The organism is Hymenobacter sp. BT559 (assembly GCF_016427535.1).
GTDB lineage: Bacteria > Bacteroidota > Bacteroidia > Cytophagales > Hymenobacteraceae > Hymenobacter.
In genome coordinates this window covers 332,261-358,480 of record NZ_JAELXV010000004.1, presented here as the reverse complement: position 1 = coordinate 358,480, position 26,220 = coordinate 332,261, and the positions used below count along the sequence as shown (strand labels likewise).

20 protein-coding genes are annotated in these 26,220 nt (G+C 60.0%); 13 read left to right on the top strand and 7 right to left on the bottom strand.

Annotated features, from left to right (window positions below):
- Positions 1-17: 17 nt before the first annotated feature.
- Positions 18-3,020, bottom strand: a complete 3,003-nt coding sequence (locus JAO77_RS15980; protein ID WP_198991371.1) for a SusC/RagA family TonB-linked outer membrane protein — start codon at positions 3,018-3,020, stop codon at positions 18-20.
- 573 nt (positions 3,021-3,593) lie between these two features.
- Between JAO77_RS15980 and JAO77_RS15975 the strand changes: the two genes are divergently transcribed.
- The 4 genes from JAO77_RS15975 (at position 3,594) to JAO77_RS15960 (ending at position 7,090) form a co-directional block, all read left to right on the top strand.
- Positions 3,594-4,295, top strand: a complete 702-nt coding sequence (locus tag JAO77_RS15975) for a hypothetical protein (protein ID WP_213019406.1) — start codon at positions 3,594-3,596, stop codon at positions 4,293-4,295.
- A gap of 16 nt (positions 4,296-4,311) precedes the next feature.
- Complete coding sequence (locus JAO77_RS15970) at positions 4,312-4,791, top strand: DinB family protein (protein WP_198991369.1); 480 nt, start codon at positions 4,312-4,314, stop codon at positions 4,789-4,791.
- Between the two features lie 13 nt (positions 4,792-4,804).
- Positions 4,805-5,965, top strand: coding sequence for an alpha/beta hydrolase-fold protein (locus JAO77_RS15965; protein ID WP_198991368.1), 1,161 nt, complete (start codon positions 4,805-4,807; stop codon positions 5,963-5,965).
- 267 nt (positions 5,966-6,232) lie between these two features.
- Positions 6,233-7,090: a hypothetical protein gene (locus tag JAO77_RS15960; RefSeq protein ID WP_198991367.1), complete on the top strand. Its 858-nt coding sequence runs from the start codon at positions 6,233-6,235 to the stop codon at positions 7,088-7,090.
- A gap of 202 nt (positions 7,091-7,292) precedes the next feature.
- Here the strand turns inward: JAO77_RS15960 and JAO77_RS15955 are convergent, their stop codons facing one another.
- Positions 7,293-8,162, bottom strand: a complete 870-nt coding sequence (locus JAO77_RS15955; protein ID WP_198991366.1) for a dienelactone hydrolase family protein — start codon at positions 8,160-8,162, stop codon at positions 7,293-7,295.
- Positions 8,163-8,386: 224 nt separating this feature from the next.
- Between JAO77_RS15955 and uxuA the strand changes: the two genes are divergently transcribed.
- The 7 genes from uxuA to JAO77_RS15920 all read left to right on the top strand — a co-directional run bounded on the left by uxuA (position 8,387) and on the right by JAO77_RS15920 (position 17,889).
- The gene (uxuA, locus tag JAO77_RS15950; RefSeq protein WP_198991365.1) at positions 8,387-9,553 is read left to right on the top strand and encodes a mannonate dehydratase; all 1,167 of its coding nucleotides are present in this window, start codon (positions 8,387-8,389) and stop codon (positions 9,551-9,553) included.
- A 147-nt stretch (positions 9,554-9,700) separates the two neighbouring features.
- Positions 9,701-10,447 (top strand): polysaccharide deacetylase family protein, encoded by a 747-nt coding sequence (locus tag JAO77_RS15945; protein ID WP_198991364.1) that lies wholly within the window; start codon positions 9,701-9,703, stop codon positions 10,445-10,447.
- Positions 10,448-10,509: 62 nt separating this feature from the next.
- Complete coding sequence (locus JAO77_RS15940; RefSeq protein ID WP_198991363.1) at positions 10,510-11,736, top strand: oligogalacturonate lyase family protein; 1,227 nt, start codon at positions 10,510-10,512, stop codon at positions 11,734-11,736.
- 12 nt (positions 11,737-11,748) lie between these two features.
- A complete protein-coding gene (locus JAO77_RS15935; protein WP_198991362.1) occupies positions 11,749-12,885 on the top strand; it encodes a glycoside hydrolase family 88/105 protein in 1,137 nt (378 codons plus the stop codon).
- Between the two features lie 130 nt (positions 12,886-13,015).
- Positions 13,016-15,871, top strand: a complete 2,856-nt coding sequence (locus JAO77_RS15930; protein WP_198991361.1) for a glycosyl hydrolase — start codon at positions 13,016-13,018, stop codon at positions 15,869-15,871.
- Positions 15,872-16,035: 164 nt separating this feature from the next.
- A complete protein-coding gene (rhaM, locus tag JAO77_RS15925; protein WP_198991360.1) occupies positions 16,036-16,350 on the top strand; it encodes an L-rhamnose mutarotase in 315 nt (104 codons plus the stop codon).
- A 111-nt stretch (positions 16,351-16,461) separates the two neighbouring features.
- Positions 16,462-17,889, top strand: a complete 1,428-nt coding sequence (locus JAO77_RS15920; RefSeq protein ID WP_198991359.1) for a glycoside hydrolase family 28 protein — start codon at positions 16,462-16,464, stop codon at positions 17,887-17,889.
- A gap of 332 nt (positions 17,890-18,221) precedes the next feature.
- Here the strand turns inward: JAO77_RS15920 and JAO77_RS15915 are convergent, their stop codons facing one another.
- Positions 18,222-19,286 (bottom strand): DUF6807 domain-containing protein, encoded by a 1,065-nt coding sequence (locus JAO77_RS15915; protein ID WP_198991358.1) that lies wholly within the window; start codon positions 19,284-19,286, stop codon positions 18,222-18,224.
- A gap of 417 nt (positions 19,287-19,703) precedes the next feature.
- Between JAO77_RS15915 and JAO77_RS15910 the strand changes: the two genes are divergently transcribed.
- Positions 19,704-20,678 (top strand): FAD:protein FMN transferase, encoded by a 975-nt coding sequence (locus JAO77_RS15910; protein WP_235998459.1) that lies wholly within the window; start codon positions 19,704-19,706, stop codon positions 20,676-20,678.
- The gene (locus tag JAO77_RS15905; RefSeq protein ID WP_198991357.1) at positions 20,678-21,898 is read left to right on the top strand and encodes a Gfo/Idh/MocA family protein; all 1,221 of its coding nucleotides are present in this window, start codon (positions 20,678-20,680) and stop codon (positions 21,896-21,898) included. The genes JAO77_RS15910 and JAO77_RS15905 overlap by 1 nt, the downstream gene beginning before the upstream one ends.
- 157 nt (positions 21,899-22,055) lie before the next feature.
- Here JAO77_RS15905 and JAO77_RS15900 read toward each other — a convergent pair whose 3' ends face one another.
- The 4 genes from JAO77_RS15900 to JAO77_RS15885 form a co-directional block, all read right to left on the bottom strand.
- On the bottom strand, positions 22,056-22,625 hold the full coding sequence (locus JAO77_RS15900) for a LutC/YkgG family protein (protein WP_198991356.1): 570 nt from the start codon (positions 22,623-22,625) through the stop codon (positions 22,056-22,058).
- The gene (locus JAO77_RS15895) at positions 22,622-24,004 is read right to left on the bottom strand and encodes a lactate utilization protein B (RefSeq protein WP_198991355.1); all 1,383 of its coding nucleotides are present in this window, start codon (positions 24,002-24,004) and stop codon (positions 22,622-22,624) included. The genes JAO77_RS15900 and JAO77_RS15895 overlap by 4 nt, the downstream gene beginning before the upstream one ends.
- A 3-nt stretch (positions 24,005-24,007) precedes the next feature.
- Complete coding sequence (locus JAO77_RS15890; protein ID WP_198991354.1) at positions 24,008-24,748, bottom strand: (Fe-S)-binding protein; 741 nt, start codon at positions 24,746-24,748, stop codon at positions 24,008-24,010.
- Between the two features lie 135 nt (positions 24,749-24,883).
- Positions 24,884-26,218: an FGGY-family carbohydrate kinase gene (locus JAO77_RS15885; protein ID WP_198991353.1), complete on the bottom strand. Its 1,335-nt coding sequence runs from the start codon at positions 26,216-26,218 to the stop codon at positions 24,884-24,886.
- Positions 26,219-26,220 lie beyond the last annotated feature (2 nt).

Below are 26,220 nucleotides of genomic sequence, written 5' to 3'. Positions count from 1 at the left end.
ATGCGAGGGGTGGGAAATTAGAAGCCGAGGTTAAGACCAACCGTGAACGTGCGCGGACGTGGATAAATCGTTTGGTCGATACCGCCGATAACCTCCGGGTCAATGCCCTTGTAGTTGGTGATTACGAATACGTTCTGAACCGCAAACGACAAACCTAAGTTCGTGCCTTTCTTCACGAGTTCGCCGAAGTTGTAGCCCAGGGTGGCGTTCTGCATGCGCAGGAACGAGGCGTTCTCCATGAAGTAGTCGGAGAAGTACTGAGCCGAGGTAAAGCCCGAGCTCAGTACTTCGCGGTTGCGGTTAACCAAGAAGTTGTTGGTGCTGGCGTCGTAGAAAGAGCTGGCCCGTACGTTGTTGTACGCGTAGTTGCCTAGGTTGGCGCGTAGCGTAAAGGCCAGGTTAAAGCCTTTGTAGGTAGCATTGGCGCCACCACCCAGAATCCAGTTGGGACGGGCCGTCTTGTAGCGATAGCGGTCAGAGCTGTTGATGGTGCCGTCGCCGTTGCGGTCTACGTACACGCCTTCCAGCGGCTTGCCATTGGTGTCATATGCCTGCTGGTAGACATAGAACGCTTGGGTGGGGTAGCCCACCGAGTTTACCTGAATCGTGTTGCCAGTACCACCCGAGATGCCGCCGGTCAGCTGACCTACATCATTGGGCGAGTCGGAGTTGGTGAGGCGAGTGATGCGGTTCTGGTTGTAGGTAGCGTTCGCATTTACGGTAATGTTTAGCTCCTCGGATTTCACCACGTCCAGGTTCGCGATAAGCTCTACCCCTTTGTTGGTGAGCGAGCCCACGTTGAAGTTGCCGAAGTTCGATAGGCCTTGCAGGGCCGCTATCTGCACAAAGTTGAGTAGGTCCTTAGTGTCGCGCTTATACACATCAACCGAACCATACAAGCGGCCGCCGAAGAAGCCGTAGTCCAGGCCTACGTTGTAGGTCGTCGTGGTTTCCCAAGTAATGTTGGGGTTATACTGGTCGGCGCGTAGGGTGCGGTAGAAGGTGTTGCCTAGCTGATATTGTGCGCTCTGGTTGCTGAGCGACAAGTTGGCAAGGAAGGGATAGTAGCTACCGGGTAAGTCCTGCTGGCCGGTCTGGCCATAGCCCAAACGCAGCTTCAGGTCGGAGATAGCCGCCGAGTTTTTCAGGAATTCCTCGCCTTTCAAGCGCCAGGCAAAGGCACCCGAGGGGAAGTAGCCAAACTGACGGCCGGGGGCAAAGCGCGAAGTGCCATCAGCGCGGAACGTGCCGGTGAACAGATACTTATCAGCGATATTGTAGTTGAGGCGCGAGTAGAAGCCAATGAGGACGTTGGTGTTCAGGTACGTGCTCTGGCCGCTGTAGCTCAGGGCTACGGGGGCGTAAATGCTGCCATCGGCCCGGCGGTCGTCGAACACGTATGAGCGGTTCTCAAACTTCTGGTACGAGTAACCAGCCAAAAATTCGAGGCGGCCGGGGCCTAAGGTGCGCTCGTACTTACCGTAGGCTTCGAGCAGGTAGTTGTTGAGGTCCTGTGAGTAAAAGTTGTTCACACCGTTGCGCACGTAGCTGTCAGCGGCGTTGGCAGGCACGAAGGTGGTGCCGCGGCCGCGCTGCACGTCATAGCCCACGTTGAGGTTAGCACTCAGGCCCGGTACGAATGGAATCTTGTAATCGAGCGTCAGGTTGCCGATGCTGCGCTTCACGGTGCTGCGGTCGCGGCGTAGGTCATACAGCGCCACCGGGTTGCGGATGCCCAGCGTATTGAGGGTGCCATCGGGGTTCAGCGATTCGTAGTAGCCGCCAAATACCGAGTACTGCGAGCCATCTGAGCGCACGGGCTGGGTGGGGTCAAACGAGGTGGCGGCTCCCACAGCACCCTGGTTCGAGAAGTTGTTGTCTATCCACGAGCCTTTCAGGTTCAGGGCTACCCGCAGGCTGCCTTTGAAGAGCACGGGCGTCAAGCTCAGCGAGCCGGTGTAGCGGGTCAGGTCGTTGCGCTTCAGCAGGCCCTGCTGCGAGAGGTAGCCCACCGAGGCCCGGTAGGGGAGGTTGCCGGCGGCACCGCTCACACTCACGTTGTTGTCGGCCGTGTAGGCGGGGCGGTAAATCTGACGTTGCCAGTCGGTGTTGGCGTTGCCTAGGATGGCGCGCTGGCCGGTGGTGCCGTAGGTATTTACCAGCGAGCGGAACTCGTCGGCCGATAGCACATTAGAATATTTAGCTACGGTAGCTACCGACTGCTGGGTCGATGCCGTTACGTGGACTTCGTCGCCTACTACGCCACGCTTGGTGGTTACTAGAATGACGCCGTTGGAGGCGCGCACCCCGTAAATAGCCGTCGAAGAAGCATCTTTCAGTACCGTAATGTTCTCAATGTCATTGGGGTTGATGAGGCTCAGCGGGTTGGTGGCGCCCGCAAGGCCCGTGTTGTCAACCGGTACGCCATCGATAATGATGAGCGGCGCGTTGGAAGCCGACAGCGACGAACCGCCGCGAATCAAAATTTGGGTAGAAGCACCAGGGGCACCGCCTGCGTCCGTAATCTGTACGCCAGCCACTTTGCCCTGTACGAGCTGCTCGGGGTTGGTTACCTGGCCCTTCACGAACGACTTCGACGAAATCTGCTCCACGGCGCCGGTCAGGTCCTGGCGGCGCTGGGTGCCGTAGCCTACTACCACGGCCTCGCCGAGCTGGGTAGCGCTTTCGCTGAGTGCCTGGGCGGGCACCGTTAGGGTTTTGCCTTCGCCCACAGCAATTGGCTGGCGCACGGTGGTGTAGCCTACAAACGAGATGATGAGCACCCGGCCACCGGCCGGTACGTTGGAAATCGTGTAGTTGCCATCCACATCGGTGCTGCTGCCGAGTTGCGTGCCTTCAATTACGACTGTTACGCCCGGGATGCCTTCGTTTTTGGTGTCCGTCACGCGGCCGGTTACCGTGCCAGTGGTGGCCTGCGCCCAAGCCGCCCCTAGGGGGCCAGCTAAGCTGAGTAATAAGAATAGCAGAAACCGGAGTTTCGCCAGGTAGGGTTGCTTCATAAACAACAAATCGGGTGGGGAAAAAAGTGGAAAAAACAATCCGTAAGGAAAGGGGAGCGGTAAACAGGCAATAGCGGGGAGAAGGTTTTGAAAAAAGGCCTTTTCCTCGCTAGAACTGCTTTCTCAGCCTCCCGCACTGGTGGGCCCGAGGGCGCGCGCAGAAGCTTACGAAATCGATTTCGCAAAATTACGTGCGCCGCTCCCGAAATCGTGCATTAGTGGGTAAGTAGCAGAAATATTCATACTTGGGATAGAACGTTTTGAAACCTGATTTTGGCCGCTCTAGGGGTAGCGCTGAGCCGTGGCTAAGGGCTGAGCACGCTGCATGAGCTGGGCGTTATATGGGCGCTGGCACTTGGCTTGCTAGGGGTGGGCCTTACTAAAAAACGCCGCTGTCGAAAGCTTCGTAGCTACTGTGGGCAAGGGCTGCCAGCCGCTGCCGCCGTCGGAAACCGGGTGGGTGATGGACCGCATCCCATTCTGGCAGTAGCTTTGACTTTGGATGGTGGCAAAGAGCCAGTTCGTTGCGCAAACTCAAGCCAATTTTGTACTTTTGACCGATTCGGCGCTGCTATGAAGTGTACGCTTTCTTCTTTTCTTGTCGCCTTGGCCTTGCTAGGTGCCACTGCCGGCTCGGCAACTGCCCAAGCCCGAAAGCCCGTGCCCGGCAAGGCGCCGGTAAAAGGCAAGCCTGGGGTAAAGGCGCCGCCGCCACCACCGCCACCCGTGGAGGCGGCCCGGCGCGTGGTCGAAGAAGAGGCCAAGCCGCCGCTCGTCATCAGTAAGATAAAAATAAAAGACCCCGTCCTGGTTTTTTACCAACAGGCCGACCCCGGCACGGCGGTGCAACAGTTGCTGATGGAAGAAAAAAACCTGCCGTTGCTGAAAACCACGCCGCTCGAAGACCTAGTAGCCCGCCGCGAAGTATTTGTGGACGGCCTAGGTAATTACACGCCGCCTGGCCAGGCGCCCAACGATGAGCGGTTTCGCCTCACGGGCGTGAGCCTGCTGGCCAGTAGTGAAAAGCGCTACCCCGCCCCCGACGGCCGCAGTACCTACGCCCGCCTCAAGGTGCCCAGCCCTGGCGAACTGTACGTGGTGCGCGAGTCGGCCGAAGAATATCGCCACTTCGTAAGCGGTCCGCAAAAGCGCGGCTCACGTATCAACTTTGAGGTCAATGGATTGCCGGGCGTCGACTCGGTGCGGGCGGCGTACACGCTGCGCAAGATTGACGTGTCGGAGCGTGGCGCCGGCGCTGGGGAGGTTATTCGCTAGTCTAATCGCCCTAGTTATGCAACTCACCGAAGCGATTGCGCAGCACGTGCTCGAAGTGTACGAGGGCAACAACTGGACGGAAGTGGCCATCTTACCGACGCTGCGCGATGTGACATGGCGCGAGGCCACGACTCAGACGCCCGCCTCGCCCAATACCATTGCGACTCTCCTGCACCACCTCACGTTTTGGAATCGCGTAATGGCGCGCCGCGCCCAAGGGGTGGCTACTGACGTAGGCCCAGCTAACGGCTTTGATGCCCCAGCGATTGAAAAGGCGGCCGATTGGCAGGCCTTGCTGGCCGATAGCCACCAATCGGCCCAAGAGCTAGCGGCGGCGATTCGCAGCTTCGACGAAACCAAGCTGCCCAATACTATTTTGCCAGGTTACGCTTCTGCTTATAAGAACCTGCAAGGCGCCGTCGAGCATCTGCACTACCACCTAGGGCAGCTGGTGCTCCTAAAAAATCTAGTGCGCTGCCAATATGCGCCAGCTTAGCTACTGCCGCATATTGGCAGCGAGCTTAGTGGCCAGCCTAGGTAGCGCGCAGGCCCGCGCCCAGACTACGCTGCGGCTGCTGCCTGGCTCGGCCCTGGCCGCGGGCCAGCGCGTGTACGTGGCGGGCTCCTTCAATGAGTGGAACCCCGCCGCGCCCGATTTTGCCCTGCGGCTCCAGCCCGATGGCTCGTACCAGCTCACCTTGCCCGCCACCGTGCGCGGGCCCCAGGAGTTCAAGCTGACGCGCGGCTCGTGGCAAACTGGCGAGGCCGACAGCAGCTTTCAGCCCCGGCCCAACCGCCGGGCCGACTTTGGACCCGGGCCCCGCACGCTTACCTTGCGGGTAGCCGCCTGGCAAGACCAGCGCCCCGGTGGCTCCGTTGCCGTGCCCCCCAAGCTCCATACCGCCGCGCCCAATGTGCGCATACTGGCCGATTCGTTTCGGCTGCCGCAGCTAGGCGGGCGTCGGCGGCGCATCTGGCTCTACCTGCCGCCGGGCTATGCCACCTCCCAGCGCCGCTACCCGGTGTTGTACCTGCACGATGGCCAGAATGTGTTTGACGAAGCCACCGCCTACGCCGGCGAGTGGGCCGTCGATGAAACCCTGAATAAGCTAGCTGATAGCGGCCAAGACCCCGCTGGCTGCGTGGTAGTAGCCATCGACAACGGCGGCGAGCGCCGCCTCGACGAGTACTCGCCCTGGGTGAATGAGCGCCTCAAAAAGGGTGGCGAAGGCAGCCAGTACGTCGAGTTTCTGGTGCGCACCCTCAAGCCCTACATCGACCAGCACTACCGCACCCGCCCCGAGGCAGCCCACACCGCCATTATGGGCTCCAGCATGGGCGGGCTTATTTCACTGTATGCGGGCGTGAAGTACCCGGCGGTGTTTGGCCGGGTGGGGGTGTTTTCGCCCGCTTTTTGGTTTGCCAAAGACTCGGTGCTGGCCTTTGTGCGGCGGCGACCGGTACCCAGCAAAAGCCGGTTTTATTTTGTGGCGGGCCCGGCCGAGGGACCTACCATGGTGCCACACATGGCCGAAGTGCGCGACGCCTTGCTGGCGCGCGGCGTCAGTTCAACTCATATTGCCTTCCAAACCCCCGCCGATGGTCAGCACGCCGAGTGGTTTTGGCGGCGCGAGTTTGGGCCGGCCTATCAATGGTTGATGATAAAATAGGATAATTGATAATTTTTTCTTGAAAATAGGCTCAACCAGTTGCACAATTTGGTAAGTCCCGTATATTTGCCCCCGACATGACCGGCTTCTCGACCATTTATTGCCTAATGATTAAGCGACCCAATTTGGGCCTCGGAATCGTGCGGCATAGCCGGCCACCAGGGAAATAAAGAATGCTTTCCCTTCTAGCCTTAACCTAAGCTTTAGCCCGATTCCTTCTCTAGGAATCGGGCTTTTTTTTTACCCTTTTCACCCCCGCGACGCATCATGACTTTGCACCTGCTCGCCCGCCCTCACCACCCTGCCACGCCCGCCTCGGGCATGGTCTGGAAGATGCTTTTCGACCGCCAGCACGCGCTGCTGCACCGTCGGGCGTGCCCGGCGTTTGCGGCCGGGGTGGCAACCCTAGGGCTGCGCCGCGAGGAAGTGCCCCAGGTGGGCCGGCTAAGCCAAGTGGTGCACCAGCGCACCGGCTGGACGCTGCGCCCTGTGGGCGGCCCCCTGCCCGAGGCTGCGTACTACGCCGCCCTGGCCCGGCGCGAGCTGCCGCTCGTGACGCGCCTGCGCACGTTTGCCGAGTTTGACCAGCCCGCGCACGGCGTCGATTTATTTTCGGAAGTGATGGGCCGGCTGCCCTTGCTGCTGGAGCCCGGCTATGCCCAGGCGCTGCAGGCCCTAGGTCAGGCATGGGCGCTGGCTACCACGCCCGCCGCCACGGCCTTGCTGCGGCGCTTCACGCGGGCCACCTTCGAGTTGGGCCTGCTGGCGCCCGCTGGCGAAAAGCCCCAGCTGTACGGCTTCACGCTGCTGACCTCAGCCCGGCACCTGCACGCCGCCGCCGCCGCACCGGCCGAGAGCTTGCAGCCCTTGGCGGGGGCCGCTCGGCAGCTGCGGCTCCTAGGTGCCCCCGCGGCTGGGCTGCTGCCCGAAGCCGGGACACAGCCCTACTTTGTGGCGCGCGACTGGGCGCAGCTGCTGGCCGAAGTTCAGCAGCTGGTGGCCGAGCTGGCGCAAACCCAGCGTCTGGCGTCCGGGCCGCATGCTTCGCCGCTGGCGGCCGCGGCCGTGGGTAGCCGGGCCAGCAGCTTTGCCCAGCGCGCTGCTGAGCTGCGGCAGGCGAGCTAAGCTTTAAGTAATTGTCATTGCGAGCGCAGCGAAGCAATCGCACTTGAATGGCACCTAGGTGAACTCATCCTGATGCGATTGCTTCGTTGCGCTCGCACTGACAGCTGCTCAAGGCCTAGCTATTTGCTGTATTCTTACTCCAAAAAAAGCCCGCCTCCTAGGTCCAGGAGGCGGGCTTTTTGAACTTAAGGCCCGTACGCTACTAGGCTTTGAGGCGGGCCTTGAGGTAGGCGAGTGCTCGTTGGTGGGCGTCGGCGGCCAGGGCCGCGTCGTACTTGGGATTAGAGGGATTGGCGAAGGCGTGCACGGCGGGGTATTCCTTCACGGTCACTTTTTTGCCGGCGGCTGCCATATCCTTCTCAAACTGCGCCACAACGGCCGGGCTGATGCCCTTGTCTTGCTCGGCAAACAGCCCTAGGACGTCGGAGTGAAGGGTTTTGAGCTTGGCCACGTCTTTCTCGGGCATGCCATAGTACATGACGCAGCCTACTGTTTGCTTGCCGCCGAGCAGGGCACTTTGCAGGCTCCAGCCGCCGCCAAAGCACCAGCCCACCGAGGCAAACTGTGCCCTAGGGCCCGCGTAGAGCTGTGCGCCCTTAATGATGGCCACGGCCCGGTCGGTTTTGATGCTTTGCATCAGCTTGCCGGCTTCTTCGGGGGTGGTGGCTACCTGGCCATCGTAGAGGTCTACGGCCAGCACATTCACGCCGGGCATTTCTTCGGCAAAGCGAGCGGCTTCCTTCTTAATATAGTCGTTGAGGCCCCACCATTCCTGGTACACAAACAGGTATTTGTTGCTGGGCTTGGCGCTTTTGATTTCGAAGGCGTGGCCCATCTGGCCATCGGTGGTTTTAAACTCCACCATCTGGCCCTCACCCGCATACGAGTAGGGCAGGGGCGCGTCGTGGCCGCCGATAAAGTCTTGGTCATTGGCCAGCATGGCGAAGGCCTCGGTGGCGCTGGCTGTGGCCGGGCGGGCGCAGCAGCTGAGTGCGGTGGCCGCGCTGGGGCCCTGGGCCACGGCCGCGCCGCTGCTAAAAACGGCCACCACGAAGAGCAGAATTTTTTTCATAAAAGAAGGAGAACGGTGGGGGTATGCTGCCATAACAGCTGACCCGGCGAATGTTACCGAGCCTTAGGTAGGGCAAATGGGCCATGCCAATGGCCGAGAGCCATGAAAGCCACTAGCCCGCCGCTTCTACTTTTACGGCATTGCGCAGCATGCTCGTTTGCCCCAGGCGCGGCATGGCGAGCAGAAAACCGTTAATTGCTCATTGATAATTACTAATTGACCTAATGTCTCTTCTCCAAAGTTGGCGCTGGTTTGGCCCCAACGACCCCGTAAGCCTCGCCGATATTCGCCAAGCTGGTGCGACTGACATCGTATCGGCGCTGCACCACATTCCTAATGGCAAAGTGTGGCCGGTGGCCGAAATCCAAGCGCGCCAAGCGCTGATTGCCCAGGCTGGGCTGACGTGGAGCGTGGTCGAGAGTGTGCCCGTGCACGAAAACATCAAGACGCGCACCGGTGATTTTCAGACGCATATTGCTAACTACCAACAGTCTATTCGCAACCTGGCGGCCTGCGGCATCTACACGGTCACCTACAACTTCATGCCCGTGCTCGACTGGACGCGCACTGACCTAGCGTATGAAGTAGAAGATGGCTCTAAGGCATTGCGCTTTGAAAAAGCCGCTTTTATAGCTTTTGACACCTTGCTGCTGCGCCGCCAAGGGGCAGAAGGCGACTACTCGGCCGACGAGCTGGCGGCGGCTCGCCAGCGCTTCCAGCACATGAGTGTAGAGGAGCGGCAGCTGCTTCAGCGCAACATTATTGCCGGGCTGCCGGGCAGCGAGGAGAGCTTCACGATACAGCAGTTTCAGCAGGCGCTGGATGCGTACGCGGGCATCGATGCCGACAAGCTGCGCCAGCACCTCATCCTGTTTTTACAGGAAATAGTACCGGTGGCCGAGGAAGTGGGCGTGAATCTAGCCATTCACCCCGACGACCCGCCGTACCCCATCCTAGGGTTGCCGCGGGTAGTGAGCACGGCCGCCGACGTGGCCGCCTTGGCCGAGGCAGTGCCGTCGCTGCGCAACGGGCTGTGCTTTTGCACGGGCTCGTTTGGCGTGCGCGAAGACAACGACCTGCCGGCCATGGTGCGCCAGTTTGCCGACCGCATTCACTTCATTCATTTGCGCAGCACTCAGCGCGATGCGGCTGGTAACTTCTACGAAGCCAACCATCTAGAGGGCGACGTGGATATGTGCGGCGTGATGCGCGAGCTGGTGCATGTGATGCGCCAGCGCCAGGTGCGCCTGCCCATGCGCCCCGACCACGGCCACCAGATGCTCGACGACCTGCACAAGAAAACCAATCCTGGCTACTCGGCCATAGGCCGCCTGCGCGGGCTGGCCGAGCTACGTGGGCTAGAAATGGGTATCAGTCGCAGCCTAGAGTAAGTAACCTTAGCTCTTCTAAAGTAGAAGACTAGTACTCGCCTAAGGTAGCGGCGCGGCTAGTCCCACACCGAAGAGTACAGGACAGTTTGCCTAAGTGGGCACCCCTTCTTGCGGCCCTTCTGCCAAGCCAGGCAGAAGGGCCGCGCTATGAACCTCCCCACCCACCTGCTGCTATTGCTGAGCTTGCTCGCCGGCGCCGAGCGGGTAGGCGCGCGCCCTAGGCCCGTGCCCGACCGCTTGGTGGTGCTCACCTTCGACGATGCGGCCCTTACCCACGCCACCTATGTGGCGCCGCTGCTGAAGAAATACGGCTTTGGAGCCACGTTCTTCGTGTGCGAGTTTCGGGAGCCGCCTTTCAGCGACAAAACCAAATACATGAGTTGGGCGCAAATTCGGGACCTAGGTCGCCAGGAGTTCGAGGTAGGGAGCCACACACTCACGCACCGGCACGTAAACAAAATGACTGAGCGTGAGCTGACGGCGGAATTAGATTCGCTGGAAAGCCGCTGCCGGGCCCAGCACCTGCCGCGCCCGCGCACCTTTGCTTATCCGGGCTACGACACCGCGCCCAGCGCCTTGCCTGTGCTGCGCCACCAAGGCTACCGCCTGGCCCGCACTGGCGGCGACCGCCCCTACGACCCCGCCCACGACAACCCGCTGCTCATTCCGAGCTATACCACGCTGGCTACCAATCGCCAGCAAATTCTAGATGCCCTGGCGTTGGCCAAAGACGAGCGCCTAGTAGTGCTGACGATTCATGGGGTGCCCGACTTGGCCCACGACTGGGTAACGACCCCACCCGCCTTATTTGAGGAATACCTGCAGTACCTGTACGACCACCACTACCGCGTGGTGGCGCTGCGCGATATAGCGCGCTACGTGCCCGATAGTTAGCCTCCGCAACGTTGCCTCGCGCCGCACCCGTGCCTTTCTCTCCCACCCAACCTGTTCTTGTTATGAAAAACCACCTAACTGCGGCGCTGCTCGGCGCGGCGGTAGTGCTGCCCACCCTAGGTGCCTGTGCCCAGGCTCACCTCGAAACCGGCGGCCAGCAGCCTATGCCCGCTGCTGAGTGGGTAGACCAGGCCACTGGCCATAAAGTGCAGCGCCTCACGCCGCTGGATGGCACCAACGCCGGGTTCTACTTCCATAATAACCCGTTCCTGAAAACGGCGGCCGGTCAGGATGAGATGGTGTTTTACCATACCGATGCGCAGGGCCAGCAACTGCGCCTGCTCAACCTGCAAACCCATAAAGTGCGCCCGCTCACTGGCTACTACAAGCGCATCAGCGGCGAGATAGTAGCCCGCAAGAGCCACGACGTGTACTATCAGGTAGAAAACCAGGTATATGCGGTCAACGCCGACACGCGCAAGGAGCGCAAAGTCTACGCCTTTCCGAGCGATTTTCCGGGCAGCATCTCGACGCTGAATGCTGATAAAACCCTGCTAGCAGGCTCCCTAGGTGGCGCCGAGGCGCGCGAAATCTTCAAGCAGTACCCGGCCAAGAGCGACTTCTTCAACCGCATCTACGATGCTAATGTGCAGCATATTCTGTTCACTATCAACACCAAGACTGGTAAGCGCGAGGAGATTTACCAGGAGAATACTTGGCTGGGCCACGTGCAGTTTTCGCCCACCGACCCCGACCTGCTCATGTACTGTCACGAGGGGCCCTGGGGCAAGGTGGACCGCATCTGGCATATCAGCATCAAAACGCACGCTACCAAACTGATGCACCAGCGCACGGTAGACGGTGAAATTGCGGGCCACGAGTTTTTTAGTCCTGACGGCAAAACCATCTGGTTTGACTTGCAGCAGCCGCGTAGCGTGACCTTTTACCTAGCTGGCGCGCCCGTAGCGGGCGGCCCCGAGCAGCGCTACCAATTACAGCGCAACGAGTGGTCGATACACTATAACATCTCGCCCGACCAAACGCTCTTTGCGGGCGACGGCGGCGACCCCGGCCAGGTAGCCAAGGCGCCCGATGGCCAGTGGATATATCTATTCCGGCCCGCGGGCGACCAGTTTCAGGCCGAAAAGCTCGTGAGCATGGCCCACCACGGCTACAAACTGGAGCCCAATGTTCATTTCTCGCCCGATGGCAAGTGGGTGATTTTTAGAGCCAATTTTGAAGGTAAGGAGCAGGTGTACGCGGTGGAAATCGCCAAGGCCGCTTCGTAAAAAATGAGATTTATGCTTGACGTTAAGAAGATAAGCTGCGGGCTCCTAGGTCTTGGTTTGCTGCTGGCTGGCAGTGCTACCGCGCAGCAGTTGCCTAAGAAGAAGGAGGTCTTAAAGAAGATGACGCTGGCCAATGCCTACTTCATGAAGCAGTGGCCCGACCCTGGCAAGGACATCATGACCAACAAGCTGCGGCCCAGCCATATCTGGACGCGCGGCGTGTATTATGAGGGCCTGATGGCGCTGTACGGGCTCGATAAAAAAAAGCAGTACTACAACTACGCCGTGGACTGGGGCCAAAAGCACCAGTGGGGCCTGCGCAACGGCCCCACCGACCGCAACGCCGACAACCAATGCGCCGGCCAAACCTACCTCGACCTCTACCAAATCGCCCCCCAGCCCGAGCGCATCAAGGAGCTGAAAGCTGCCGTCGACAACATGGTGCATAGCGACAAGGTAGACGACTGGTGGTGGATAGACGCCTTGCAAATGGCCATGCCCGTATTTGCCAAGCTCGGCGTAATGACCAAGGACACTGCCTATTATGGCAAGATGTACCGCCTTTATAGCCACACTAAGCTGCAGCAGGGCGGCCACGGCCTGTATAATGCGCAGGACAGCCTGTGGTGGCGCGACAAAGACTTTGTGCCGCCCTACCAGGAGCCCAACGGCCAGGACTGCTACTGGAGCCGCGGCAACGGCTGGGTGGTAGCCGCGCTGGTGCGCGTGCTCGACATTATGCCCAAAGATGCCCCCCACCGCGCCGAGTATGAGCAAACTTACCTGCAAATGATGCGGGCACTGCCCCGCCTCCAGCGCCCCGATGGCTACTGGAACGTGAGCCTGCACGACCCCACGAACTTTGGCGGTAAGGAGCTGTCGGGCACGGCCTTATTTACTTACGGCATGGCCTGGGGCGTGCGCCAAGGCTTGCTGGATAAGGCCACGTATCAACCCCTCATCGCCAAAGCCTGGAACGCCATGGCCACCGAGTGCGTGCACCCCGACGGTGCCCTAGGCTACGTGCAAGGCACCGGCAAAGAGCCAAAAGACGGCCAGCCAGTGAGCTACACCAGCAAGCCCGACTTCGAAGACTATGGGCTAGGGTGCTTCCTGCTGGCTGGTAGTGAGGTGTATAAGTTGAAATAAGGTAGAGAAAGCAAAACGTTGGTCATGCAGCGCGCAGCGAAGCATCTCGCGTGGCGCAGTAATCTCTCACGTTATTGAACGTCAACACGCGAGATGCTACGCTGTGCGCTGCATGACAGAGTAATATTCTATGAAAAAATCGCTCGCTCTTGCCTTAGCCTTAGGTGCGGCCTTGCCGCAATTGCCCGCCCGGGCGCAGGCGCCCACTTGGCCCGCCATCACGCAGCAAAACCGCCCCTGGACGCGCTGGTGGTGGGAGGGCAGCGCCGTGAATGCGCCCGACCTCACGCACCTGCTGACGCAGTACGAGCAAGCTGGCCTGGGTGGCGTCGAAATAACGGCCATCTACGGCGTGAAAGGCGCCGAGAGTCAATTCATTGACTTCATTTCGCCGAAATGGCTGGATATGTTGGGTCATACCCTCACCGAAGGCAAAAAGCTGAACCTAGGGGTCGACGTAGCGCAAGCCTCGGGCTGGCCCTTCGGTGGCCCGTGGGTGACGCCCGCCGACGCTTGTAAGTACGTAGCTTACCAAACCTATTCGGTGAAAGGGGGCGAGCAGTTGGCCGAGAAAATCAGCTTTATGCAGAAGCCGATTGCCACCGCAATCGGCCACAAAGTTGATATCAAGCAGCTCAAGGACCCCGTGGCCACCAATGCCAACTTGCAAGCACTAGCCCTAGAGCAGGTACGTTTCGAGAAGCCGCTGCCACTGCAAGCACTTATGGCTTATCCCGAAAAAGGGGCGGCCATCGACCTCACCAGTAAGGTCGATGCTACTGGCAAGCTCAGTTGGACGGCCCCGGCCGGCACCTGGACGCTGTACGCCATCTTCCAGGGCTGGCACGGCAAGCAGGTGGAGCGGGCCGGTCCCGGCGGCGAAGGCGACGTGGTAGACCACTTCTCCAAAACGGCTACCCAGCACTACTTGCAGCGCTTCGACCAGGCGTTTAAGGGCCGTGACGTCAAGGGCGTGCGAGCCTTTTTCAACGACTCGTACGAGGTTGACGACGCGCAGGGTGAAGCCAACTGGACGCCGCTCATGTTCAGCGAGTTTCAGCGGCGGCGGGGCTACGACCTGCGCCAGCATCTGCCAGCCTTGTTTGCCAAAGCCAGCGCCGACGAGAACGCTCGCGTGCTCACCGACTACCGCGAAACCATCTCGGAGCTGCTGCTCGAAAACTACACCCAAACCTGGGCCACCTGGGCCCACGGCTACGGCGCCAAAATCCGCAACCAGGCCCACGGCTCGCCGGCTAATATCCTGGACCTCTACGCCGCCACCGACATCCCTGAGACCGAGGGCGAGAACCTGACGCGCATCAAGTTTGCCTCGTCGGCCGCCCACGTCACGGGCAAGCCGCTGACCTCGGCCGAAACGGCTACTTGGGAAAACGACCATTTTCTCTCGAAGCTGAGCGACGTGAAAAAGGCCGTAGACCGCATGCTGCTCGGGGGTGTCAACCACGTGTTTTATCACGGCACGGCGTATTCGCCGCAGGCGGCGGCCTGGCCCGGCTGGCTGTTTTACGCCGCCGTCGAGTTCACGCCGCAAAATCCCTTCTGGCAGGATTTCGGCCAATTGAACCGCTACGCCGCGCGTTGCCAGAGCTTTTTACAAGCCGGCCAGCCTGCCAACGATGTGCTGCTCTACCTGCCTCAGTACGACGCCTACCAGCGGCCGGGCAAGGTGTTGCTCCAGCATTTTGATGGCATCGAGCACGGCTTCAAGGGCTTGCCCATCGACGCCACCAGCGAGCTGTTGCTCAAGCAGGGCTTCGGCTACGATTTTATATCGGATAAGCAACTACAGCAGGTGCAGGCCAATGGCACCGTACTGCGCACCAGCGGCGGCACGCAGTACCGCACCATCTTGGTGCCGGCGGCGCGCACCATGCCGCTGGCCACTTGGCAGCACCTCGTGACGCTGGCGCAGGCGGGTGCTACCGTGGTGGTGCAAGACCAACTTCCCACCGACGTGCCCGGCCTAGGTAATCTCGCGCAGCGCCAGGCCGCCTTTAAAAAGCTGACGACCCAATTGCAGTTTAAGCCCGCCAGTGGCGGGCAGCTCGCCACGGTGGGCAAAGGCGCCTTCCTCCTAGGTGCCAATGTGCCGCAGCTGCTGGCCCAAGCCGGCGTGCAGCGCGAAACGCTCGTAGACAGCGGCTTGCAGGTAGAGCGCCGCCGCACTGCGGGCGGCCACACCTACTTCTTGGCTAACTGGGGCGATAAGCCGCTGAACGCTTGGGTACCTTTGGCCACGCCCGCCAAAGCAGCCAATCTCTACGACCCCCTGACCGGCCAGCTGGGCGTGGCCTCGCTGCGGCAGTCGGCTCAGGGCAGGCCCGAAGTATACGTACAGTTACCGCCCGGCGGCTCCTGCCTCCTCGACACCAAAGCGGCGGCGGGGGCCACTGGCCTAGCCTATGCGTATTACCGTCCCAGCAGCGCGCCCCAGCCAGTAGCTGGTCCCTGGGAAGTGCACTTTGTATCGGGCGGGCCTGCGCTGCCCGCGCCCTTGCGCGCCACGCAGCTCGATTCGTGGACGAAGCTGGCCGGCGAGGCCGGGCAGAAATTTGCCGGCACGGCCCAGTACAGCACCACTTTCGCCTTGCCACAGGGCACTGCCGAAGGCTATTTGCTCGACCTAGGCCGCGTGGGGCAGAGCGCCCGCGTGCAGCTCAATGGGCAGGACCTAGGTACCCTGATTGGGCCGGCTTATCAGCTGTACGTACCTAAAAGCCAGCTCAAAGCCACCAATACGCTAGCTGTGAGTGTCAGCAATGGCATGGCCAATCGCATTGCTGACATGGACCGCACCGGCCAGGAGTGGAAGAAATTCTACAACGTGAACATGGCCGCCAAGCTTAAGGAAAACCGCGGTGCCGATGGCCTTTTCACGGCCGCGCCATGGTCGCCCATTGAGTCGGGCCTGCTAGGCCCGGTGACCCTGACGCCGGTAGCGGCAGGTGGGCCTTCGTTGTAAAGCGGCTTCTGGTTCCTGTATTCACTCGTTCATCTAGTCATGCTGAGCTTGCGAAGCATCTTCTCACGCTAGGTTGCTTTGACGTGAGAAGATGCTTCGCAAGCTCAGCATGACAGATGAAGAGGAGAAGTAGATAATTGGATACTCATAAGGATTTATAAGCAATGGAAGAAATAGCCTTTACCATGCAGCTCAAGCCGGGCGTAGCGGCCGAATACCAGCGCCGCCACGACGAAATCTGGCCCGAGCTAACGGCCGCTCTGCACGAGGCCGGCATCCGCGACTACTCCATCTTTCTGGACGCGGCCAGCGGGCGACTCTTTGGGGTGCAAAAGCGCCTGCCGGGCCACACCGCCGACGCGCTACCGGGCTTGCCCCTGATGCAGCGCTGGTGGGCCTACATGGCTGACCTGATGGAAACTAACCCTGACAACTCACCGGTGGTGACGACCCTGGCGCGGGTATTTCACCAGGAGTAATCGGGACATTATGCGCGTCGGCAGGTGAGTGCGGGTAGGTAGCTTGCCGCGCTGGCCGCACCTTTGAAACTACTACCGGCCCGCTAATTAGCGGGGCGAATATCTGCTCTGATGAAACTCTTTCCCACCCGCGTTCTCCCCCTATTGCTGTTAGTGCTGAGTGCCTTTGTGCACCCCGCTGCCCCGGCCGCCAATGCCGACCCCGCCTGGGTCAAGCAGGTAGGGGCCAAGACGATGCCGACCGCCAAAGCCACTTTTGCCGCCACCAAGTACGGCGCCGTAGGCGATGGCAAAACCCTGAACACGCAAGCGCTGCAGAAAGTCATCGACGCCGCGGCCAAAAAGGGCGGCGTAGTCACGCTGGCCCCCGGCCAGTACCTCACGGGCTCGCTATTCCTGAAAAAAGGCGTGGAGCTGCACCTAGATAAAGGCGTAACGCTGCTTGGTAGCCAGGACCTCAAGGACTATCCCGAGCGCATGACCCGCGTGGCCGGCATCGAGATGGTGTGGCCCGCCGCCCTTATCAATATTCTCGACCAGGACAACGTCGCTATCACGGGCGAAGGCACTGTGGATGGCCAGGGCAAACCCTTCTGGGATGGCTACTGGGCCATGCGCAAAGACTACGATAAGAAGGGCCTGCGCTGGATAGTAGACTACGACGCCAAGCGCCCGCGCCTATTAGTAATGGCCAATTCGAGCAACATTACCATCAAAGGCGTGACGCTCCAGCGCTCGGGCTTCTGGACGGTACACGTGCTGTACTCCAAGAACGTGACCGTGGACGGCATCACCGTGCGCAACAACCTAGGCGGCCACGGCCCCAGCACCGACGGTATCGACATCGACTCGAGCAGCTATGTGCTGGTGCAGAATTCTGATATCGACTGCAACGACGACAACTTTTGCCTGAAAGCGGGCCGCGATGCCGACGGCCTGCGCGTGAACCGCCCCGCCGAGTACATCGTCATTCAAAACTGCGTGGCCGGCGCCGGCGATGGACTCTTCACTTGCGGCTCTGAAACCTCGGGCGGCATTCGCCACGTCATTGCCCGCAACCTCAAGGCCAAGGGTACCAAGGTGGGCATCCGCATCAAGTCGGCCCTCAACCGGGGCGGCACGGTCGAAGATATCCGGGTCGATAACATTGAGATGGACGGTGTGGGTACTGCCATTTTGCTCACCATGAACTGGAACCCCGCCTACAGCTACTCGACCCTGCCCGAGGGCTACACCGAAGCCACGCTGCCCGCCCACTGGAAAGCCATGTTGACCAAAGTGGACCCCGAAAAGGGCCTGCCGCACTTCCGCGACGTGGTGATTAGCAACGTGAAGGTGCAAAACGCCAAGACGGCCATCTCAGCCGAAGGCCAGCCCAACTCGCTGCTCGAAGGCATGACCCTCGACAACGTGACCATGACCGCCGCCACTGCCGGCGGCCTCAACTACGCCAAAGATTGGATAATTAAAAACGTAACTATCACGGCTCAGGACGAAGAGCCCATCGCCGTGCAGAATAGCTCAAAAATCAAATTTTGAGCCCTAGGTTCTTGAAAAGTGGATAAATGCGAAGAAGCCGCTTCCTCTGGGAGCGGCCTCTTTTTTGTCTTCACTATGTAAAAAATGGGCGTGGATGGCGCGGGGTATGCCCCATGTCGGTTACTTCGCCGGCCTTTGGCTGGCAGCGGAAGAGCGCACGCCATCGCAAGCAGGTCAGAGGCCTGCCTATAGTCAGCACGGGGCAGAGCCCGCGCCATCAGTCAGTAGACTTGTTCCTAAACTAATTTTTTATAAAAGACGGGTCATGCTTCGCTGCGCGCTGCATGCCCCATCTTTATATCTCTGCTTAATTTCGGAGTGAGCCTAGCTTTTTATTTAGCAGTAGCTAGGCTCTTCTTGGCAAATGCGGCGGCGGCCTCGTTTAGCTGCTGGGTCGAGAGGGTCTGGGTTCCTTCGTCAATCAGAATGCGGTAGCGGAATGTTACCGACTCGCCTTTCTTAAGCTGGAGGTTTTTAGCCGACTTGCCGTTGGTGAATACCTTCTCACCTAGGGGGTTGGCGGCAAACAAGCCATAGCCGCGCGCGTGCCAGAACGTGGGATAGTTCGGGTTTTGGGGATAGTCTAGGATAGCTACCGTGACGGAGTCGGCGCCCATTTTACCGTAGACTTTGCACCAGGCGCCGCGGGTGCTCCAGGCGTCGTTGCCGCGCTTGCCGGCGCTGGTGAGGTAGGTACCGCTGGCTAGGTGGTCGGTACCGGCTTTTACCGTCGTCACGATGCCTTTGCTGTCGGTAAACTTTTGGTCCTGGTCGCTCGGCATTTGCAGCTCGTGAGCCAAGCGCAAACCTAGCAGACCGTCTTTGGCATCGGTGAAGGTGACGTCGCGGTCGGCTCTGAGGGTCGTGACGCGGTCGATGGTGCGCGCCCGGCCGGTGCCGCTAAACTCGAAGCGGGTGGTTTCTTGCAGCAGCACCTCATTTTGCTGGTTGGTCCAGTTGGCGTGGTAGGTGAGCGTGCCGGTGGGCCCGCTGCTGGTGCTCAGAATCTTATCCGTTTTAATCCAACCGTAGTTGGCTTTTTTCTCTTTCGGAATGGCGTATGAGTTATTCCAAAAGTCTAGCCCGTTCACGTTCTCGAAGTTGAACCAGGCGCCGATGTGGTGCGGGTGGTCGGTGGGGTCGCCGGACCGGGAGTCGAGCGGGAAGCTGCGAGTCACGACGGTGCCGTTGGCGGCGCGCAAGGGGTAGAGCACCGGCTTTTCCAGCGAGTCGGGATACAGAAAGCTGGTGAACAATTGCTTGCCCACATACACGTCAATCTTTTTGGCCTTGGCGTCTTTGGTCACGCGCACGGGCTCGGAGGGCTGGGCCGCAACCTCCGAAAAGCAAGCTGCCACAAGAAGCAGGGCGCTGCTAGAAAGAATAGGAATGGTCATTAGGTGGGAAATGGAAGAGAGGTTAGTGTTGATTCGTGGCGGCCGTTGCGCGCGTGTTGCGTGGCAATGTATGCTAGAATTTGTGGCACTTACTAGGTAATTAAGCTGCTGCTAAGTCGTAAGCTCCACAGTAGTTAGCGCTCAAAACAGGCGAATTCCTATCGAAGAAAAGAGTTGGTACAATTCTGAGGAAAAAGTTGGCTCGAACTCTCCTGCGCCGTACTGGCAGGTACAGTCGGCTTGAGCATACCTAGGGCAGTTTCGTTGTGGCGACGAAGCGTAACTTGTCCACGCATCATAGAACTGAAATAAGCTCGTTGCAGGGCTAGGTAGCTCGCCACTAAGGTATTCAGCAGGCCAATAAATTTCAGCATTCTCAACTTCGTCGTGTTGCATAGCCTCTTTCTTGCGCTTGGCTTGTGGCTGCTGCCCCCTAGGGAGGCTGCGTTGCGGGCGTTTCAACTCAATGGCTATGCGCAGGGTACCACGTATGCCATAACCTATTACGCTGCCGATAGTGCCGTTACGAGCGCGGATGTGTCCCGCAAGCTGGCGGAGATTGATGCTTCCCTATCGCTCTACCAGTCGGGCTCGTTGATTAACCAGTTTAATGCAGCGGCTAGGGGCGTCGTGGCCGACCGGCACCTAAAGGTGGTAGTGCGCAAGGCGTTGCAGGTGTACCAGGATACCGATGGGCGGTTTGATGCTACGGTCGAGCCCCTGGTGCGTGCCTGGGGCTTCGGCACTCAGCACACGGAGGCGCCCCCATCGGCGGCCGCTATTCAGGCCATTTTGAAAGGGGTAGGGTCCGAGAAGCTGCACCTGCGCGGCGACTCGCTGGTGAAGGACCAGCCCGCCGTGCATCTCGACCTCAATGGCATTGCCCAGGGCTACACCGTGGATGTGCTGGCGGCCCTGCTCGAAAGCCACCACATTCGCAACTACCTAGTGGAGCTGGGCGGCGAAATCCGGGTGCGGGGGCGGAAGTTTCCGAGCCGCGAGCTGATGCGCATTGGCATTGAGCGGCCCGATACCAGTGACTTGCCGCCTACGAGTATGCAGCAAGTCATTCAGCTGGAAAAGGGCGGCGTGACTACCTCGGGCAATTACCGTAAATTTAAGCGCTGGGGCGCTGTGAAAAGCGCCCACCTCATCGACCCTAAGACTGGTTACCCCTTTCAGAACGAATTGATTAGCGTAACGGTTGTGGCCCCCGATGCGCTTACCGCCGACGCCTACGACAACGCCCTAATGGGCATGGGCTTAGCCAACGCGCTAGCTTTTTTGCAGCGCCACGCTAGCCTGCAAGCTTACTTGATTTATCAGCGCCCCGACGGGACCGTTGCCGACACGGCCACGCCGGGGTTTCAACGCCTCCTATCTCCCGAGTAATGGACTTTCCAAGACGAGATTTCCTCAAGAAAACAAGTTTGCTGACCAGCGGGCTGCTGCTGCACCAAGAGCTCGCGGCCGCTTTTGTGGCGCCAGTGGCGGCGAGCAAACTCAGAATCGGTATCATCGGCTGCGGCGACCGCGGCACGGGGTTGCTCAAGATATTGCAGGAGCTGACCGATAAGTTTGAGGTGGTAGCACTGTGCGACGACCTGCCTTTCCGGCTAGCAGCGGCGCAGAAAATTGGGTCGGGCGCCAAGGCCAAAACCTACACCGACTACCACGCCTTGCTCGATGCGCGCACTGTGGATGCTGTTATTATCTCGGTGCCGCTGAATCTGCATTTTCAGGTAGCCAAAGACGCGTTGGCCGCCGGCAAGCAGGTGTATTTGGAAAAGACCATGACCTACGACATTCCGCAGGCCCTGGAACTCGTGCGGCTGGCGCAGCTGCGGCCCAACCAAACCTTGCAGGTGGGCCACCAGTACCGCTATTCGCCGCTGTACTACCGTGTGAAAGAAATGATTAAGCAGGGCTACCTAGGGAAGGTGACGCAGATAGACTGCCGCTGGGACCGCAATGGCAGCTGGCGCCGCCCCGTGCCCGAGCCTAGCCTGGAGCGCAAAATCAACTGGCGCATGTACCGCGAGTACTCGGGCGGCTTGGCGGCCGAACTGCTCTCGCACCAAATGGACTTCATCAATTGGGCCTTCGACACCCACGCCGACGAGGTGTTTGGCACGGGTGGCATCGACTACTACAAAGACGGCCGCGAAACCTACGACAACGTGCAGGTGATGGCGCGCTACGCCAAAGAAGGCATCGTGGGCAACTTCGGTGCCACCTGCGGCAATGCCCGCGACGGCTACCTCTTCAAGCTCAAGGGCACCAAGGGCACTATTTCGCTGCTCGTCGATGAGGGCGTGTACTACCCCGAGAAGGACACGCTAAAGCAGTACGGCACCGTAGACGGTGTAACGGGCGCCACCAAAATCACGTGGAACAAGGATGGTGGCATCCCGATTACGACTGGCGCCGAGCCTCTGAAAGATGGCTCCTGGTACGCGCTAAGCGATTTCTACCGCGCCGTAAACGAGAAAAAGCTGCCCGACTCCAACGTCTTTACCGGCGCCCGGGCGGCGTGCACCGTTCACCTGGCCAATAAGGCCATCTACAACCACACCATCGAGAAGTGGCAGCCTGAGTATAACCTGACCTAGGCCGGCTTTTTAGCTTCCAAGAAAAACCGGCTGTCATACTGAGTTTGCCGAAGCATCTCTACCGCACCATTGAATGAAGTGATAGAGATTCTTTGGCAAACTCAGCATGACAGCCGGTTTTAGGCTTTCAAGTACTGATAGTTGGAATACCTAGGTCTTAATAAACCAGCACGACTAAGCTCCGCGCGCCGTGCGCCCCAATCACTAGCGACTGCTCAATGTCAGCCGTTTTAGAAGGGCCGGCGACGAACATGCCATAGCCGCCGGGACCATCGGGCAGCCGGGCGTAGGCTTGGTGCATAGTGGCTACGAGGCAGCGCTCATCGAGCACCAGGGCTAGGTGCTGCGTCACGGTGGGCAGGGCACGGTGCAGCATATTCGCTTCGGGCAGCCACACGGCGCCGTTTTCAGCTACACCTAATTCGACGGGCAGCACGGCTAGGTCTACGTCGGCCAGCACGTCGGTGGGCGTGTGCTGGTCGATGCGCAGGGTCGGTGTGAAGAGCGACGAGGCGATGAGCTTCGCCTCGGGCCAGAGCTTATGCACAGTAGTTTCTAGGTCACTCAGTGAAGCCAGCTGTGCTACTTCGCCGCCAATGCTGGCAAGCACGGTGCTGAAGCGCTCCAGCGAATTATCGCCCCAAAAGTCGGGTACGGTGGGCAGGGGCGTTTCGGCGGGTTTGTTGGCGCGGGCGGCGGCCAAGATGCGGTCGCGGGCGGTGCTCATGTGGCGGGTTGGGCTTGCTGGGCGTACCACTCGCGGAAGCTCTGCTTGGGCGGCTCGGGCAGTTCGCGGGCAATGGCCCAGGCGTTGACGGTTTTGTTGTGGGTGAGGCCGTAGGGGAGGAGGCGCAGACCTTTTCTGCCCAGCATACCGCTGACTTTGAAAGCGGTAGGGCTGGCGAGTAGCCGACCCATAAACTTCAGGCCCAGTTTCTTGGCTGTGGGCAGGTGGTTGGCTTCCGACACAATTTGCCGCCACTTATAGAGCTGCACGTGGATGTCGATTTTGACGGGGCACACGTCGGTGCACGAGCCGCAAAGCGTGCTGGCGAAGGGCAGGGTGCTGTGCTTTTTGAGGTCGATGTTGGGCGAGAGGATGGAGCCAATTGGGCCCGGCACCGTGAAGTCGTAGCTGTGGCCACCGCTGCGCCGGTACACCGGGCAGGTATTCATGCACGCCCCGCACCGAATGCACTTGAGCGAAGCCCGAAAATCGGGCCGCCCGAGCTGTTGCGTGCGCCCATTATCCACGATGATAATATGCATCTCGCGGCCCTCCACCGGCTTTGTATAGTGCGAAGTATAGGTCGTGACGGGCTGGCCCGTAGCGCTGCGCGCCAGCAGTCGCGTGAAAACGCCTAGGTCGCTCAGGCGCGGAACTAGCTTCTCAATGCCCATGCTGGCCACGTGCACTGGCGCCAAACTCGCCCCTAGGTCGGCGTTGCCTTCATTGGTGCACACCACTACCGAACCCGTTTCGGCGATGGCGAAGTTGACGCCCGTCAGCGCCACCTCGCCGGCCAGGAACTTGGCGCGCAGGTGCTGCCGGGCGGCCTCCGTGAGCTGCTGCGGGTCGGTGAGGCCCTCGGCGGTACCTAGGTGCTTGAAAAACGTGGCGCCCACGTCCTCCTTCTTCAAATGGATGGCCGGCAGCACGATATGGCTCGGCGGCTCGTCGCGCATCTGGATGATGCGTTCGCCTAGGTCGGTGTCAATCACCTCGATGCCCTCCTTAATCAGATAGGGGTTGAGGTGGCATTCCTCAGTCAGCATCGACTTGCTCTTGACCACGCGAGTAGCGCCGCGCGCCCGAATGATGTCGAGCACGATGGCGTTGTGCTCGGCCGCGTTAGCGGCCCAGTGCACGCGCACGCCATTGGCCTGCGCGGCGGCCTCAAACTGCGCCAAGTACTCATCGAGCCGGCTCAGCGTGTGGTCCTTTATGGCCGAAGCCAGGTTGCGCAGCTCCTGAAACTCGGGTACGGCGTACACCGCTTTGTCGCGCTTTTGGCGCACAAACCACAGTGTTTCGTCGTGCCAGCTGGTGCGCTCGTGGTCGAGGGTAAAGGCCTCGGCGCGGCTGGCGTGGGTGAGGTAAGACATGGGCTAGGGGGTCAGGCCGTTAAGAATTTCGGCCGCGTGCAGCACGCGCATGGGCAATTTCTGGCGGCGCACGATGCCTTGCAGGTGCATCAGGCACGACATGTCTCCGCCCGTAAGCACTTGGGTGCCATTGCGCAGGTGGTCCTGCACCCGGTCGTGGCCCATGCGGCCCGAAATAGCGGCTTCACTCACACAAAACGTGCCCCCAAAGCCGCAGCACTCGTCGTTGCGGTCGAGCTCGGTGAGCTCGATGCCATCGAGGCCGGCCAGCAGGCGGCGCAGTTGACCATCGCGCACGGGCGTCATCTCTGACTCGTTGGCTTGGTGCAGGCCGCGCTGGCCGTGGCAGCTCAGATGCAAGCCCACTTTGTGGGGGTAGGTGCCAGGGAGCTCTTTAATTTCTAAGATGTTAGTAATGAAATCAATCAGGTCGATGGTTGTGGCGCGCACGTGCTGCACGGCGGGCGTTTGCTCTAGCTTGTCGAAGTGCTTCTGCACGTGGTACACGCAGCTGCCCGAGGGCACCACGGTGTAGTCGTAGGTGTGAAACGTGTCCACAAAGTGCCGGTAGATGGGCAGCGCCTCGCGCTCGCAGCCGCTGTTGGCTAGGGGCTGGCCGCAGCAGGTTTGGGCGGCTGGAAAGGCCGCCTGCAGGCCTAGTTTCCCGAGCAGCTGGTAGGTAGCAATACCGACCTGAGGATAAAATTGGTCAACGTAGCACGGGACGAATAGGGCGACTTTCATAGAATACATCAAACCTAGGGCGGCGCAACTAGCTCAGAAGCTGCTTGACCTACGGAACAGGTTCAAGCAAGAAACGGCTGTCTTTGCGAGCGCAGCAATGACAGCCGTTTTTTGAAACGTGAGCACTACCGCAAATTAACTAAACAATAGCTGCGTTTTCTTCCACGCTTCTCCCTGCTCGAGGTGCACTAGGGCACCTAGGGCCGTGGCCTGCGGCACCTCCAGCGTGCGGATTTCCGCCTTAGGGAAATTCCAACTGAGGGTTTGCATAAACAGCGGGTTGCGCGCAAAGCCCCCATCGACGTAGATGATTTTTTCGCCCTGCCACACCAGCTTCATAGAAGCTAACAGAATGTTAACCAGCCCGTGAATGAGGTGCTGGTAAGCGTCGTTGGCGGTGCGAAAGCCCGAAAGGTCCCACTCGCCTTCGGTCGCGTCGGGAAGGGGGCCACCGCCCGCTAGGCACGCGGGCACAAACGAAGCCGAGGCCTCGTCGTAAGGCCGGGCCAGCACCAGCGAGCGGTAAAAATCGGGCTTCACGTGAAAGTATTGCGCAATACGCTCGACCTGGTAGTCGTGCTCGCGACCTAGGAAGGCGCGGGCCGCCCGCATGGGCTGGCCGCGCGGCGTAAGGAAACTCACCACGTCGCGGCGCAGCAGCTCGGGCGTAAGCGGCTGGCTGTTGAAGGGGTTGATAGTCACCCACCAAGTGCCCGTGCTCACCAGCATAAACGGCTCATCCACTTCCAGTAAGTAGGGCATCACGGCCGCCGAGCTATCGTGCAAACCCACGCCCACCATAATGCCATCGACCACCGAAGCAATTGAGTCTTTAGTGAGCGGCGCCAGCTTTTCGTCGATGCCCTCGCGCTGCACCCAATCGTGGTACTGCCCGCGCTCAAAATCCCAGAGCGCCGTGTGGCAGCCCACGCTGGTGAAGTCGCTAAACTTCTCGCCCGTAAGCAAATACGATAAGTATTGCGGCAGGTGCAACGAGGTATGGATTTTGGCGTACTGCTCGGGCTTGGCGTGCTTGAGCCAGTAGAGCTGCAAGCCCGAGTTGAGCATGCCCAGCTGCGGCGAGCAAGTGGTGGCCGTGAAATCTTGCGGCGACTCGGCCAGCTCGGCGTAGAAGCGGGCAGCTAAGTCCTCCGGAATGGGCTTCAAGTAGTTATACAGTGGCAGTACCGGTTCGCCGTCGGTCCCTAGGTGCACAAAGCTAGCGCCGTAGGCCGTGAAGTTGACGCCCTTCACGGTGTAGTGCGGGTGGTGACGCAGGCGGTGCCAGTGGTCCTGCATCCATTGGGTGAGGCGCGGCAGGTGGTCGCAGGGGAAGCCGTCATCGTCGAGCACGTCGGTACACACGTGCAGCATCTCGTCAATAATCTGCCGCTCTTCATTGAAGAGTATCAGCTTCTTATTGGTTTTGCCGATGTCGAAAACGGCGTACACAGGTTTCTTCGTCGCCATCG

Coding starts and splice junctions, on each gene's coding strand:
- JAO77_RS15955 (WP_198991366.1), bottom strand. CDS start 8,162: ATGAAAAAAATTCTGCTCTTCGTGGTGGCCGTTTTTAGCAGCGGCGCG.
- JAO77_RS15945 (WP_198991364.1), top strand. CDS start 9,701: ATGAACCTCCCCACCCACCTGCTGCTATTGCTGAGCTTGCTCGCCGGC.
- JAO77_RS15935 (WP_198991362.1), top strand. CDS start 11,749: ATGCTTGACGTTAAGAAGATAAGCTGCGGGCTCCTAGGTCTTGGTTTG.
- JAO77_RS15895 (WP_198991355.1), bottom strand. CDS start 24,004: ATGTCTTACCTCACCCACGCCAGCCGCGCCGAGGCCTTTACCCTCGAC.
- JAO77_RS15960 (WP_198991367.1), top strand. CDS start 6,233: ATGACTTTGCACCTGCTCGCCCGCCCTCACCACCCTGCCACGCCCGCC.
- rhaM (WP_198991360.1), top strand. CDS start 16,036: ATGGAAGAAATAGCCTTTACCATGCAGCTCAAGCCGGGCGTAGCGGCC.
- JAO77_RS15890 (WP_198991354.1), bottom strand. CDS start 24,748: ATGAAAGTCGCCCTATTCGTCCCGTGCTACGTTGACCAATTTTATCCT.
- JAO77_RS15940 (WP_198991363.1), top strand. CDS start 10,510: ATGAAAAACCACCTAACTGCGGCGCTGCTCGGCGCGGCGGTAGTGCTG.
- JAO77_RS15920 (WP_198991359.1), top strand. CDS start 16,462: ATGAAACTCTTTCCCACCCGCGTTCTCCCCCTATTGCTGTTAGTGCTG.
- JAO77_RS15930 (WP_198991361.1), top strand. CDS start 13,016: ATGAAAAAATCGCTCGCTCTTGCCTTAGCCTTAGGTGCGGCCTTGCCG.
- JAO77_RS15905 (WP_198991357.1), top strand. CDS start 20,678: ATGGACTTTCCAAGACGAGATTTCCTCAAGAAAACAAGTTTGCTGACC.
- uxuA (WP_198991365.1), top strand. CDS start 8,387: ATGTCTCTTCTCCAAAGTTGGCGCTGGTTTGGCCCCAACGACCCCGTA.
- JAO77_RS15900 (WP_198991356.1), bottom strand. CDS start 22,625: ATGAGCACCGCCCGCGACCGCATCTTGGCCGCCGCCCGCGCCAACAAA.
- JAO77_RS15885 (WP_198991353.1), bottom strand. CDS start 26,218: ATGGCGACGAAGAAACCTGTGTACGCCGTTTTCGACATCGGCAAAACC.
- JAO77_RS15915 (WP_198991358.1), bottom strand. CDS start 19,286: ATGACCATTCCTATTCTTTCTAGCAGCGCCCTGCTTCTTGTGGCAGCT.
- JAO77_RS15980 (WP_198991371.1), bottom strand. CDS start 3,020: ATGAAGCAACCCTACCTGGCGAAACTCCGGTTTCTGCTATTCTTATTA.
- JAO77_RS15975 (WP_213019406.1), top strand. CDS start 3,594: ATGAAGTGTACGCTTTCTTCTTTTCTTGTCGCCTTGGCCTTGCTAGGT.
- JAO77_RS15970 (WP_198991369.1), top strand. CDS start 4,312: ATGCAACTCACCGAAGCGATTGCGCAGCACGTGCTCGAAGTGTACGAG.